Here is a 13,324-nt window from a genome sequence, read left to right as displayed (position 1 = left end):
GGGCTCTGGTGGACGCGACATGGACACCATCTCAACACAGGGCGACGCGCACGGCCCCGCGGTGCCCGCCGGGCGTGGACGGGTCAGACGGAGAGGTCCACCTCGGCCGCACGGGCCGCGCCGATGGCCGCGGCCAGCGTGGCCGCGGTGTCCCCGGACAGGGCCCCGTCCAGGGTCAGCACGGCCAGGGCGGCGCCCTCGTCGTCGCGCGAGACGTCCATGCCGGCGATGTTCACGCCCTGCACCCCGAGGGCCTGGCCCAGGACGCCGATCACGCCCGGGCGGTCCTGATAGGCGAACACGAGCAGGTGGTCGGCCAGCGGCACCTCGAGGTCGTGCCGGTCCACGCCCACGAGCTTCTGCACCTGGCGCGGGCCGGTGAGCGTGCCGGTGACGGCCGTCTGGGCGCCCTGCGCGGTCGCGGCGCGCACCGTGACGGTGTTGCGGTAGGACTCGGACACCGCGGTGGTGGTGAGGCGGCACTCGACGCCGCGCTGCTCGGCCAGCACGGGGGCGTTCACGTAGGAGACCTGGTCCGAGACGATGTCCGTGAACACGCCCTTCAGGGCGGCCAGGCGCATCGCGGAGACGTCGTGCTCGGCGATCTCACCGGCGATCTCCACCTCGACGGCCGTGATGGACTGCTCGCCCACCAGCGCGGTGAGCACGCGGCCCAGCTTCTCGGCCAGCGGCAGGCCGGGGCGCACGTCCTCGTGGATCGCGCCGCCGGCCACGTTCACGGCGTCCGGCACGAGCTCGCCGGAGAGGGCCAGGCGCACGGAGCCGGCGACGGCGACGCCCGCCTTCTCCTGGGCCTCGGCGGTCGAGGCGCCCAGGTGGGGGGTGACCACGGCAGAGTCGTGGGCGAAGAACGCCAGGTCGGTGGCCGGCTCGGAGCTGAAGACGTCGATGCCGGCGCCCCCGATGGTCCCGGCCTCGAGCGCGCGGGCGAGGGCGTCCTCGTCCACGAGGCCGCCGCGGGCCACGTTCACGATGATCGCGGTGTCCTTCATGCGGGCGAACTGCTCATCGCCGATCATGCCGACCGTCTCGGGGGTCTTGGGCATGTGGATCGTGACCACGTCGGCGCGCTCGAGCAGCTCGTCCAGCTCCACGAGGCTCGCGCCGAGCTGCTGCGCCCGGGCGGTGGTCACGTAGGGGTCGTAGGCGAGGATCTCCATGCCGAACGCCTTCATGCGCTCGGCCACGAGCGCGCCGATGCGGCCCAGGCCGATCACGCCCAGCCGCTTGCCGTACAGCTCGACGCCCGTGTACTTCGACCGCTTCCACTCCCCCGCCTTCAGCGAGCCGTGGGCGGCCGCGATGTTGCGGGCGGCGGCCAGGATGTGGCCGCAGGTGAGCTCGGCGGCGGAGATGATGTTCGACGTCGGCGCGTTGACGACCATGACGCCGGCCTCGGTGGCGGCGGGCACGTCCACGTTGTCCAGTCCGACGCCGGCGCGCGCGATGACCTTCAGCTGCGGCGCGGCGGCGATCGCCTCGGCGTCCATCTGGGTGGCCGAGCGGATCAGCACCGCGTCGACGTCGCGCAGGTCCTCGAGGAGGCGGGCGCGGTCGGCGCCGTCCGTGCGGCGGATCTCGAAGTCGGGGCCGAGGGCCTCGACGGTGGCGGGCGAGAGTTCCTCGGCGATCAGGACGACGGGCTGGGCTGCGCTCACGGGTGCTCCTGGAGGTGTGGTGCGGTGGGATGGAAGGCGGGCCGGCCCGCGCTCCGGTCCGAGCCTAGACGCGTGACCGGGCCGTGGCCGGAATGCGACGCCGGCCCCGGAGCGCGATGCCCGGGGCCGGCGTCGGGGGCTCGGGCGGCTCAGCGGGCCGCCGTGCCCTCGGTGTAGTCGTCGTCCGCGTCCTTGAGCCAGGAGAACATCTGGCGCAGCTCGCGGCCGGTCTTCTCGATCGGGTGGGCCTCGCCCCGGGCGCGCAGCTCCTTGAACTCGGGCGCACCGGCCTTCTGGTCGTCCATGAAGCGCTTCGCGAAGGCGCCGGACTGGATGTCGGCGAGGACCGCCTTCATGTTCTCCTTCACGTCGGGGGTGATGACGCGGGGGCCGGAGACGTAGTCGCCGTACTCCGCGGTGTCGGAGATGGACCAGCGCTGCTTGGCGATGCCGCCCTCGACCATGAGGTCGACGATGAGCTTCAGCTCGTGCAGCACCTCGAAGTAGGCGATCTCGGGCTGGTAGCCGGCCTCGGTGAGGGTCTCGAAGCCGTACTGCACGAGCTGGGAGGCGCCGCCGCAGAGCACGGCCTGCTCGCCGAACAGGTCGGTCTCGGTCTCCTCGGTGAAGGTCGTCTCGATGACGCCGGCGCGGGTGCCGCCCACGGCCTTGGCGTAGGACAGGGCGAGGGCGTGGGCCTGGCCGGAGGCGTCCTTCTCGACGGCGATCAGCGCGGGCACGCCGCGGCCGGCCTCGAACTCGCGGCGCACCACGTGGCCCGGTCCCTTGGGGGCGACCAGGGCGACGTCGACGCCCTCGGGGGCCTGGATGTAGCCGAAGCGCACGTTGAAGCCGTGCGCGAAGAACAGGGCGTCGCCCTCCTGCAGGTTGCCGGCGATGTGCTGCTCGTACACGTCGGCCTGGACCTGGTCCGGGGTGAGGATCATGATCAGGTCGGCCTCGGCGGCGGCGGTGGCGACGTCGACGACGCGGAGGCCCTCGGCCTCGGCCTTGGCGCGGGACTTGGAGCCCTCGGCGAGGCCGATGCGCACGTCCACACCGGAGTCGCGCAGCGACAGGGCGTGGGCGTGGCCCTGGGAGCCGTAGCCGATGACGGCCACGGTGCGGCCCTGGATGATCGACAGGTCGGCGTCGTCGTCGTAGAACTTCTTCACGGTCATGCTGTTCTCCTCACGGGATGGGTGGATCGGGACGGGTCAGCGGGCCAGGGCACGGTCGGTCATGGACCGCGGCCCCCGGGCGAGGGCGAGGGTGCCCGAGCGGACGAGCTCACGCACGCCGTAGGGCTCCATCATCTCGAGGAAGGCCTCGAGCTTGTCACGGGTGCCGGTGGCCTCGAGGGTCAGGGACTCCGGGGCCACGTCGACGACGTGGGCGCGGAACAGGTCGGCCGCCTGGACGACCTGACCGCGGGTGGCGGCATCGGCGCGCACCTTCACGAGCAGGTGGTCGCGCTGAACGGAGGAGTCGGGCGTGAGCTCGACGACCTTGATCACGTTGATCAGCTTGTTCAGCTGCTTGGTGACCTGCTCGAGCAGGTCCGTGTCGGCGTCGACGACCACGGTGATCCGGGACAGGCCCTCGACCTCCGTGACGCCCACGGCCAGCGAGTGGATGTTGAACGCGCGCCGGGCGAAGAGGCCGGCCACGCGCGTCAGGGTGCCGGGCACGTCCTCGACGAGCACGGACAGGGTGTGGCGTTCCATCGGTTGCCCTCCTCAGTCTTCCTGGTCCCAGTCGGGCGTCATGCCCCGGGCCACCTGGATCGCGTCGTTGCTGACCCCCGCCGGGACCATCGGCCAGACCATGGCGTCGCGGGACACCACGAAGTCCACGATCACGGGGCGGTCGTCGATGGCGAGGGCCTGGCGGATGGTGTCGTCCAGGTCCTCCCGGCGGTCGCAGCGCAGGCCCGCGGCGCCGTAGGCGTCGGCGAGCTTGACGAAGTCCGGCACCCGGGCGGTGTCGTGGCCCGTGTTCAGGTCCGTGTTCGAGTAGCGCCCGTCGTAGAAGAGGGTCTGCCACTGGCGCACCATGCCCAGCGAGGAGTTGTTGATCACCGCGATCTTGATGGGGATGCGGTTGATCACGCACGTGGCGAGCTCCTGGTTGGTCATCTGGAAGCAGCCGTCGCCGTCGATGGCCCAGACCACGCGGTCGGGCTCGCCCACCTGCGCCCCCATCGCGGCGGGGACGGCGAAGCCCATCGTGCCGAGGCCGGCCGAGTTGAGCCACTGGCGCGGGCGCTCGTAGGCGACGAACTGGCTGGCCCACATCTGGTGCTGGCCGACGCCGGCCACGTAGGTGGCCTCGGGGCCGGACAGGGCCGACAGGCGCGAGATCACCTCCTGGGGCGCGAGGAGGCCGTCCTCGGTCTCGGTCCAGCCCATCGGGTAGGTGTCCTGCAGGCGCCGCAGCACCGCCCACCAGTCGGCGAGGTCGGGCAGCGCCTCGGTGTCCGTCGCGAGCTCGGCCACCAGGTCCGGGATGATCTCCTTGACGTCACCGACGATCGGCACGTCCGCGGTGCGGTTCTTGGAGATCTCGGCCGGGTCGATGTCCGCGTGGATCACGCGGGCGCCGGGGGCGAACGAGGGCAGGTGACCGGTCACGCGGTCGTCGAAGCGGGCGCCGAGCGTGATCAGCAGGTCGGCCTGCTGGAGCGCGGCCACGGCGGGGACGCCGCCGTGCATGCCCGGCATGCCCAGGTGCTGGGGGTGCGAGTCGGGGAAGACGCCGCGGGCGGTGAGGGTGGTGACCACCGGGGCGCCCGTGCGCTCGGCGAGGGCGCGCAGCTCCTCGTGGGCCTCGCCGCGGGCCACGCCGCCGCCCACGTACAGCACGGGGCGCCGGGCCTCGCGGATCAGCCGGGCGGCCTCGCGGATCTGCCGGGGGTGGCCGCGCAGGACGGGGCGGTAGCCGGGCAGGTCGATCCGGGGCGGCCACGCGAACTCGAACTCGCCCTGCTGGGCGTCCTTGGTGACGTCCACGAGCACGGGCCCGGGCCGGCCCGTGGCGGCGATGTGGAACGCCTCGGCGAGGGCCTGGGGGACGTCCTCGGGCCGGGTCACGAGCCGGGAGTGCTTGGTGATGGGCATCGTGATGCCCACGATGTCCGCCTCCTGGAAGGCGTCCGTGCCGATCGCGGCGGAGGAGACCTGGCCGGTGATGAACACGACCGCCTGGGAGTCCATGTGGGCGTCCGCGACGGCGGTCACCAGGTTGGTGGCGCCGGGACCGGAGGTGGCGATGGCCACGCCGACCTTGCCGGTGGCCAGGTGGTAGCCCTGCGCCGCGTGACCGGCGCCCTGTTCGTGGCGCACCAGGATGTGGCGGATCCGATCGGAGTCCATGAGCGGGTCGTAGGTCGGCAGGATGGCGCCGCCGGGCAGCCCGAACACGTCCGTGACCCCCAGCTCCTCCAGGGAGCGGATGATGCCCTCGGAGCCGGTCATCCGGGTCGGCTCGACGCGGGAGCCCTCGCCGGGCACCCGCGGCTCGACGATCTCGGGCCGGGGGGCCGGACGGCGCTCCTGGACCCGGGCGGTCTCCGTCGGGCGGGAGGCCGGCGTCGGGACCTGCGGGACCGCCGCGCGGGCGTCGCGGGGGGTCGTGCTCATGGGGTCACCTCACTGCGTTCGTCGCTGCGTGTCCGTCGCGGGGGCGTCGGACGGTCGTCGTTCGGATCCGTCGGGCGTCGGGGACCGTGGCCGCGTCGATGACGGATCGGGCCGGCGTGGTGGAGTCTGAGGTGGGGACACGGGCCGCCGGGTCCTTCGGGGGTGGTCTCAGTATCGACAGCCGTGCGCCCCGTCCGCCATCGACCACCCGCCTGTCTCGCAATGTGAGATAAAGCGTCACATCGTGAGACGACCGGGCGGTCGGGGTCGGATCCCGGGCCTGCGCCCACCCTAGTTGTTGTGGGTCATGAGGTTCTTGCCACGGGGTACGGGCTGAGATGAGACGAGCGGGCCTCTCCCGCAGGATGGAAGTTCCTCAACAACCCACCTGCCAGAAGAGACCCGCTCATGACTCACGCTAACGCACCCCTGACCCCGACCGGCCGTCTCAGGATGGTCCACCGCCACCTGCACGACGGGATCCCGCAGGCACACGTGGCAGCCGAGTTCCGGGTGAGCCGGCCCACGGTGGCCACCTGGGTCGCCCGCTACCGCGCCCAGGGAGAAGCCGGCCTTCAGGACCTGCCCAGCCGGCCGCACCGTTCACCTGCCCAGCTCGATCCGGTCCTGGTCGCCCAGATCCACGCCCTGCGGCGGGAGCGCAAGTGGTCCGCACGGCGCATCCATCACCACCTCGCCTCCGAAGGCCACCAGCTGTGCCTGCGCACCGTGGGACGGTGGCTGCACCGACTCGGGATCTCCCGGTTACGGGACCTGACCCCGGCCGGGGAAGACCTGCGCCAACGACCACAGAAGATCACCGCCCGCGGCCCGGGGCACATGGTGCACCTGGACGTGAAGAAAATCGGGAAGATCCCAGACGGGGGCGGCTGGCGCACCCACGGACGTGAAAGTGAAGCAGGCCGTGCTTCCAAGCGTGGTGCCGGCCGGCGGGTCGGGTACACCTACCTGCACTCGGCGATCGACGGGTACACCCGCCTGGCGTACACCGAGGCGTTGGAGGATGAGAAGGCGGTGACCACGATCGGGTTCTTCTGCCGGGCCCGCGCGTTCTTCGCCGCCCACGGCATCACCGTGGACCGGGTGGTCACGGACAACGGGAACAACTACCGGGCCGTGGACTTCACCGCCAAGGTGGTCTCGCTCGGGGGCCGGCACCACCGGATCCGCCCCTACACCCCGCGCCATAACGGGAAGGTCGAACGGTACAACCGGCTGATGGTCGATGAGGTCCTCTACGCCCGTCCGTATACCTCAGAGACAGCTCGGCGTGAGGCGCTGGCCGTGTGGGTGAACCACTACAACTACCATCGGCCTCATACCTCCTGCGGGGACGCCCCTCCGGCCTCGTTGGCACCGGCCCGAGTCAACAACGTCATGCCCTCCTACACCTAGTCAGCCGCCGCGGGGGCGGCCGCCTTCACCCACGTTCCGTGATGGAGCACCCCGCGCACCTCGAGCTCGGGGCCGAAGACGACGGCGTCCGCTCGGCTCCCGGCTCGGAGCCGGCCGACGTCGGGAAGCCCCAGGGCGTCCGCGGGCGCGGCCGTCGCCGCCCGCAGCGCGGCGTCGAGGTCGACCCCGGCGACGACGGCGGAGCGCACCGAGCCGGTGACCGTGGCCGTGGACCCGGCGATGGCCCCGGCTGCGCCGTCCGCGCCGACCACCCGCGCGACGCCGTCGTGGACCCGGACCCGCAGCGGCCCGAGGGGGAACTCGCCGTCGCCGCAGCCGGCGGCGGCCATGGAGTCCGAGACGAGGATCCACCGCTCCCCGGCCTCCCGGGCGACCCGCCGCACCGTGGCCGCATGCAGGTGGACGCCGTCCACGATGGTCTCGATCCCCACGCGCGGGTCCTCCAGCAGGGCGACGGCCGGCCCGGGCTCGCGATGGTGGGTGGGCCGGCACGCGTTGTGCAGGTGCGTGGCCATCCGCGCCCCCGCGTCGATCGCCGCGCGCGTGGTCTCGTAGGAGGCGTCCGTGTGGCCGATCGCGACGACGACGCCCGCCTCCGCCAGCCGGCCCACCGCGTCGAGGGCCCCGGGCAGCTCGGGGGCCAGCGTGACCATCGCCAGGTGGCCCGCGCCGACCTCGACGAGGCGAGCGACGTCCTCGGGCTCCGGCGCCCGCAGCGACGCGGCCCGGTGCGCGCCGCAGTGCAGGGGCGAGAGCCAGGGACCCTCGAGGTGCACGCCGGCCAGCACCCCCTCTGCGCACAGGGGCGTCAGGGCCGTCAGCTGCGCCGCGAGCGCGTCGACCTCGTCCGTGACGAGGGAGGCCACGACCGTGGTCGTGCCCGCGCGGGCGTGGGCCGCGGCCGCCGCGCGTGCCGCGGCCGCGCCGGACTCGACGGCGTGTCCGCCGCCGCCGTGGCAGTGCACGTCCACGCAGCCGGGAGCGAGGAGGGCGTCGCCGAGGTCATGGACGGGGCCGTGGGTGCGCGGCGGGTCCCCGGTCCCGACGGCCACCACCCGGTCCCCGGCCAGGGCGATCCAGCCGGGGCCGCCGAGGCGCTCGCCGTCATGGACGCGGTCCGCGCGCAGCACCGACGGGGACGCGGCGGCCTGCGGCGCCTGCTCGGCGCGCGGCCGGTGAGGGACCGAGGCGGGCACGGATGCACCTTCCGGGGTGGGCGGGTCGATGGACGAGGGGCGCTCAGAATCCCTGCCAGGACGGCTTGGCCTCCCACATGTGGCGGTACTCCCCCGCGAGCTCGAGTCGCCCGGCGGCGGCCTCGTCCACGAGGACGGTCACATGCGGGTGCAGCTGCAGGGCCGTGACCGGCCAGCGCGCGCTCACGGGGCCCTCCACGAGCTGCCGCACCGCCTCGGCCTTGCCCTCGCCCCGGGCCAGCAGGACCAGGTGTCGGGCGTCGAGGATCGTGCCCACGCCCTGGGTGAGGCAGTGGGTCGGGACCTGGTCGAGGTCGCCGTCGAAGAAGCGGGCGTTGTCCCGCCGGGTCTGCTCGGCGAGCACCTTGATGCGCGTGCGGGAGGCGAGGGAGGAGCCGGGCTCGTTGAACGCGATGTGCCCGTCCGTGCCCACGCCGAGCAGCTGCACGTCCACGCCGCCGGCCTCGCGCAGCGCCTCCTCGTAGGCGGCGCAGGCGCCCGGGACGTCCGCCGCCCCGCCGTCCGGACCGTGCACGGCCTCCGGGGCGATGTCCGTGCGCGCGACGAACTCCCGCTCGATCACGGTGCGGTAGGACTCGGGGTGTCCCGCGGGCAGGCCGACGTACTCGTCCAGCAGGAACGCGCGGCAGGAGCGCAGGGACAGCTCCCCGTCCCGGACCCGGCGGGCGAGCTCGTCGTAGACGGGCAGGGGCGAGGAGCCGGTGGCCAGCCCCAGGACGGCCTCGGGACGGGCCGCCACGTGGGCGGCCACCGCGTCCGCGCCGTGCCGGCCCAGGGCGGCGGCGTCGGGCAGGATGACGACCTCCATCAGCGCGCCTCCCGCCCGGGACGCGGCGCGGGTCCCCCGGCCCGGGCGTCGATCGCGTGCATGCTCATCCTCTGCTCGTCTCGGCGTGCGGGCCGACCGGGCCTCAGCCCAGGTAGGCGCCCTCGGCGGCGGAGTGCACCAGCTTGGCGTACTTACCCAGCACGCCCGTGGTGAACTTCGGCTCCACCGGCTCCCAGGACTCGCGGCGGGCGGCGAGCTCGGCCTCGTCCACGAGCAGGTCCATGGTGCGTCCGGCGATGTCCACGCGGATGCGGTCGCCGTCCTGCACCAGCCCGATCGGCCCTCCCTCGGCGGCCTCGGGGGCGATGTGGCCGATGCACAGGCCGGTGGTGCCGCCGGAGAAGCGCCCGTCGGTGATCAGCAGGACGTCCTTGCCCAGACCCGCCCCCTTGATCGCGCCGGTGATCGCGAGCATCTCGCGCATGCCCGGGCCGCCCTTCGGCCCCTCATAGCGGATGACCACCACGTCGCCGGCGGCGATGGTCCCGTCCTCGAGGGCGTCCATGGCGGCGCGCTCCCGGTCGAAGACGCGCGCGGTGCCCTCGAAGACGTCCGCATCGAAGCCGGCGGACTTCACGACAGCGCCCTCCGGGGCCAGCGAGCCGTGGAGGATCGCGATGCCGCCGTTGGGGTGCATCGCGTCGTCCATGGTCCGGATGACCTTGCCGTCCACCGGGTCCGGATCGAGCGCGGCCAGGTTCTCGGCGAGGGTCTTGCCGGTGACGGTGAGGGTGTCCCCGTGCAGCAGGCCCTCGTCCAGCAGGGCCTTCATGACCACCGGGACGCCGCCGATGCGGTCCACGTCCGTCATGACGTACTGACCGAACGGCTTGAGGTCGGCGATGTGCGGGGTGCGGTCGGCGATGCGGTTGAAGTCGGACAGCTGCAGGTCCACGCCCGCCTCCCGGGCGATGGCGAGCAGGTGCAGCACGGCGTTGGTGGAGCCGCCGAACGCCATGGTCACGGCGATCGCGTTCTCGAACGCGGGCTTGGTCATGATGTCCCGGGCCGTGATGCCCTGGCGGAGCATGTTCACCACGGCCTCGCCGGAGCGGCGCGCGAAGGCGTCGCGGCGGCGGTCCGCGGAGGGGGCGGCGGCGGAACCGGGCAGGGACATGCCGAGGGCCTCACCGATGGAGGCCATGGTGTTGGCGGTGTACATGCCGCCGCAGGCGCCCTCACCCGGGGCGATGGACTTCTCGATGCGGAGCAGGTCCTCCTCGGACATGAGACCGCGGGCGCAGGCGCCGACCGCCTCGAAGGCGTCGATGATGGTCACCTGCCTCTCGGTGCCGTCGGTCAGGCGGGCCACGCCCGGCATGATCGAGCCTGCGTAGACGAACACGGACGCCAGGTCCAGGCGGGCGGCGGCCATGAGCATGCCCGGCAGCGACTTGTCGCAGCCGGCGAGCAGGACGGAGCCGTCCAGGCGCTCGGCCATCATCACGGTCTCCACCGAGTCCGCGATCACCTCGCGGGAGACGAGGGAGAAGTGCATGCCCTCGTGGCCCATGGAGATGCCGTCCGAGACGGAGACCGTGCCGAACTCCAGCGGATATCCACCGGCGGCGTGGACGCCGTCCTTCGAGGCCTGGGCGAGGCGGTCCAGGGAGAGGTTGCAGGGGGTGATCTCGTTCCAGGACGACGCGATGCCGATCTGCGGCTTGCCGAAGTCCTCGTCCCCCATGCCGACCGCGCGGAGCATGCCGCGGGCGGCGGTGCGCTCCATCCCGTCGGTGACGTCGCGCGAGCGCGGCTTGATGTCGGGAGCGGCGGACGGGGTGCTGGGAGTCGACGCGGCGGAGTCCATGCCGCGGAGTCTAGTGAGCACGGCGCCACCGGGCCGACGCGACGTCCCCGTGTGACGGGTGCCGCGGCATGACACGTGCGGACGGGTCCGCGTACGTTGGGCCCATGGACACGCCCACCCTGCACAGACGGCTGCGCCGCGTCTTCGATGCGCGCGTGTTCAACCACGGCGACTACAACGTCGTCTACGGCCAGCCCTCGGGCTCCTCCTCCCCCCTCGTGATCGGCTACCGCCACCAGCCGCTCGAGATGCTGCTGTGCCCGTTCGACCCCACCTCCACCCCGGACGACCACGACCGCCGCGCGCCGGGCGTGGCCGAGGACGACCCGCACGGCCCGGTGACCGAGGCCTCCGCGGACCGCGCCGACGTCGTCGAGGTGGGCCTGGCCAACGTGGCCACCGTGGCGGACACGGGCAGCGGCTATCAGGTGGAGACCGTCACGGGCTTCCGGACGTGGTTCGACGTCCCGGAGCACACGCGGGTGCCGGTGGGCGACCTCACGGAGGACGGCACCGCGGAGCTCGACCAGGCCGAGGACGCCACCGACTTCCACGCCTTCATGACCGCCTTCATGGACGAACTGGACCGCCTCTACGCGACCCCGGAGACGGACGCGACGGACGTCACGCCCCCCGATTTGCACGGCGTCTGAAACCCCTGGTAGGGTTTCACCTCGTTGCACGGCGCACCGGAGAGATCCGAGAGGCGGTGCGGCACCTGCACCTCTAGCTCAACCGGTAGAGCATCTGACTCTTAATCAGCAGGTTCCGGGTTCGAGTCCCGGGGGGTGCACCCACCGAAGCGAAGGCCCCGTCTCCACGGAGACGGGGCCTGCGTCGTCCCCGCTCCCCGCCCGGGCCCACCGTAGGCTGGGGCCCATGACCGACACGACCCAGCACCGCCTCCAGCCCGGCGACACGGCACCCGCGTTCACCCTCCAGGACCAGGAGGGCCGGCCCGTCTCGCTGCGCGACAGCGCGGGCAAGCACACGATCGTCTACTTCTACCCGGCCGCGTCCACGCCCGGCTGCACCACGCAGGCCTGCGACTTCCGGGACAGCCTCGCCTCCCTGACCGCGGCCGGCTACGTCGTCCTGGGGATCTCCCCCGACCCGATCGGCAAGATCATCCGGTTCGCCGAGCAGGAGGGCCTGACGTTCCCCCTGCTCTCGGACGAGGACCACGCGGTGGCCGAGGCCTACGGCGCCTGGGGTGAGAAGAAGAACTACGGGCGGACCTTCGAGGGTCTGATCCGCTCCACGATCGTCGTCGGCCCGGACGGGAAGGTCACCCACGCGCAGTACAACGTGAAGGCGACCGGCCACGTGGCCCGACTGCGCCGCACCCTCGGCCTCGACGAGGCCTGATCCGCGCCCGCCGCGCCCGGGCGCCGCACGGTAGGATCGGGCCTCGCCCCGCCCGCGCGGGGTGTGCGCGGGCGTGGCGGAACTGGTAGACGCGCTGGATTTAGGTTCCAGTGTCCTGGACGTGGGGGTTCGAGTCCCCCCGCCCGCACTCCCCGGACCCCATGCAGCCCACTCGCCGCGCCTTCCTCGGCGGGGGCCTGGGCCTGCTCGGCCTGGGCGTGGCCGGCTGCGCGACGTCGCCCGCGGCGCCGTCCTCCGCCGCCCCGACCTCCTCGGGCCCGAGCCGGCTGCTCGTGGTCGGCGCCCCGGCGCGGGCGCTGACGCGGGATCCGGCCCGCGCGCTGGACGTCGAGTCCTTCCGTCTGATCCGCCAGGTCTTCGAGACGCTGCTCGGCGTGGACGCGGACACCGGCGCCCCCACGCCCCGCCTCGCCGAGCGGCACGAGGAGTCCGACGGCGGCCGCCTCCACACGTTCCACCTGGTCTCCGGGGTGGTGTTCGACGACGGCGAGCCGTGCGACGCCGCCGCCGTGGTCGCGAACATCGAGCGGTGGGCCGCCGCCCCCGCGCCCGTGGACGGGACCGTCGCCCCGCCCTCCTCGTTCGTCTCGGCCTTCGGCGGATACGCCGGGGACGCGGACTCCGCCTTCGCCGGCGTCGAGGCCCGCGGAGAGCTCGAGGTGCGGCTGCGCCTGCACTCCCCCCGCCGTCACCTCGCGGCCGCGCTGGCCTCGCCGGCCTTCGCGATCTCCTCGCCGGCCTCGTGGGACCGCACGGTCGACGTGGACGGCTCCGAGGTCACCACCCCCGCCGGCACCGGCCCCTACCGCTGGGCCGACGCCGCGGAGACCGCCGAGCTCACGCGCGCCCACCCGGGCGCCTCGGGCGCGACGATCCTGGTCCCCAGCGCCCGCCACCGCGGCTCCGATCCGGCGGCGCACCCGGTGGCCGTGCAGGCGTGGGGTCGGGCCTCCGTGCGCCTGCGGGAGCTGCGGCGCGGCACGGCGGATGTGATCGACGTCGTCGCCCCCGGCCAGCTGCGCCCCCTCGTCGAGGCCGGCACCCAGGTGCTGCCCCGGGACCCCCTGGGCGTGCTCTACGTGGGCATGAACCTGGACCACCCGAGCGTGCGCTCGCAGTACCTGCGCCAGGCGATCGCGTACGCGGTGGACCGCCCGCGCATCGCCGGCAGCGACGTCTTCCTCGAGGGCACCCGCCTGGCCCACGACCTCGTCCCCCCCTCCCTCGGCGTCGGCGACGAGGAGGCGCGGCGCTACGACGTCAACCCGGGCCGGGCCCGCGAGTTCCTCGGCCTGGCGGGATACGACGGGGAGCCGTTGGAG

At 73.3% G+C, this 13,324-nt stretch carries 11 protein-coding genes and 2 tRNA genes; 6 read left to right on the top strand and 7 right to left on the bottom strand.

Going from position 1 to position 13,324, the window contains the following annotated elements; genetic code table 11:
• Nucleotides 1–83: 83 nt before the first annotated feature.
• The 4 genes from serA to J1M41_RS01155 all read right to left on the bottom strand — a co-directional run bounded on the left by serA (nt 84) and on the right by J1M41_RS01155 (nt 5,320).
• Complete coding sequence (gene serA / locus J1M41_RS01170) at nt 84–1,679, bottom strand: phosphoglycerate dehydrogenase (protein ID WP_206450975.1); 1,596 nt, start codon at nt 1,677–1,679, stop codon at nt 84–86.
• 149 nt (nt 1,680–1,828) lie between these two features.
• A complete protein-coding gene (ilvC, locus tag J1M41_RS01165) occupies nt 1,829–2,860 on the bottom strand; it encodes a ketol-acid reductoisomerase (RefSeq protein ID WP_206450974.1) in 1,032 nt (343 codons plus the stop codon).
• A 36-nt stretch (nt 2,861–2,896) separates the two neighbouring features.
• Nucleotides 2,897–3,406, bottom strand: a complete 510-nt coding sequence (gene ilvN, locus J1M41_RS01160; protein WP_002854209.1) for an acetolactate synthase small subunit — start codon at nt 3,404–3,406, stop codon at nt 2,897–2,899.
• A 12-nt stretch (nt 3,407–3,418) separates the two neighbouring features.
• Nucleotides 3,419–5,320 (bottom strand): acetolactate synthase large subunit, encoded by a 1,902-nt coding sequence (locus tag J1M41_RS01155; protein WP_206450973.1) that lies wholly within the window; start codon nt 5,318–5,320, stop codon nt 3,419–3,421.
• 408 nt (nt 5,321–5,728) lie between these two features.
• On the opposite strand from J1M41_RS01155, the gene J1M41_RS01150 reads away from it, so the two are divergent.
• Nucleotides 5,729–6,736 carry an IS481 family transposase gene (locus J1M41_RS01150; RefSeq protein WP_206450972.1) on the top strand — a complete coding sequence of 336 codons (1,008 nt, stop codon included), beginning with the start codon at nt 5,729–5,731 and terminating at the stop codon, nt 6,734–6,736.
• Here J1M41_RS01150 and J1M41_RS01145 read toward each other — a convergent pair.
• From J1M41_RS01145 to ilvD, 3 genes are all read right to left on the bottom strand, one after another.
• A complete protein-coding gene (locus J1M41_RS01145; RefSeq protein WP_206450971.1) occupies nt 6,733–7,953 on the bottom strand; it encodes an amidohydrolase family protein in 1,221 nt (406 codons plus the stop codon). The two genes, J1M41_RS01150 and J1M41_RS01145, sit on opposite strands and share 4 nt — an antisense overlap.
• 43 nt (nt 7,954–7,996) lie before the next feature.
• The gene (gene nagB, locus J1M41_RS01140) at nt 7,997–8,782 is read right to left on the bottom strand and encodes a glucosamine-6-phosphate deaminase (RefSeq protein ID WP_098093123.1); all 786 of its coding nucleotides are present in this window, start codon (nt 8,780–8,782) and stop codon (nt 7,997–7,999) included.
• A 103-nt stretch (nt 8,783–8,885) separates the two neighbouring features.
• Nucleotides 8,886–10,613 carry a dihydroxy-acid dehydratase gene (gene ilvD, locus J1M41_RS01135; RefSeq protein ID WP_049145205.1) on the bottom strand — a complete coding sequence of 576 codons (1,728 nt, stop codon included), beginning with the start codon at nt 10,611–10,613 and terminating at the stop codon, nt 8,886–8,888.
• A 104-nt stretch (nt 10,614–10,717) separates the two neighbouring features.
• Here ilvD and J1M41_RS01130 point away from each other — a divergent pair, with 104 nt between their 5' ends.
• The 5 genes from J1M41_RS01130 to J1M41_RS01110 form a co-directional block, all read left to right on the top strand.
• Nucleotides 10,718–11,266 (top strand): hypothetical protein, encoded by a 549-nt coding sequence (locus J1M41_RS01130; protein WP_036312973.1) that lies wholly within the window; start codon nt 10,718–10,720, stop codon nt 11,264–11,266.
• Nucleotides 11,267–11,333: 67 nt separating this feature from the next.
• Nucleotides 11,334–11,406: transfer RNA gene (locus tag J1M41_RS01125), tRNA-Lys, on the top strand.
• An 86-nt stretch (nt 11,407–11,492) separates the two neighbouring features.
• A complete protein-coding gene (gene bcp / locus J1M41_RS01120) occupies nt 11,493–11,981 on the top strand; it encodes a thioredoxin-dependent thiol peroxidase (RefSeq protein WP_010078986.1) in 489 nt (162 codons plus the stop codon).
• 67 nt (nt 11,982–12,048) lie between these two features.
• A tRNA-Leu gene (locus J1M41_RS01115) sits at nt 12,049–12,129 on the top strand.
• A 13-nt stretch (nt 12,130–12,142) separates the two neighbouring features.
• The coding region (locus tag J1M41_RS01110; protein WP_241247538.1) for an ABC transporter substrate-binding protein at nt 12,143–13,324 on the top strand (1,182 nt) is incomplete at its 3' end.

The sequence above is a fragment of the Micrococcus sp. KRD096 genome, assembly GCF_017168495.1.
GTDB classification, from domain to species: Bacteria; Actinomycetota; Actinomycetes; order Actinomycetales; family Micrococcaceae; genus Micrococcus; species Micrococcus luteus.
The sequence above is the reverse complement of the archived record's forward strand: the minus strand, read 5'-3'. Positions and strand labels throughout refer to the sequence as shown.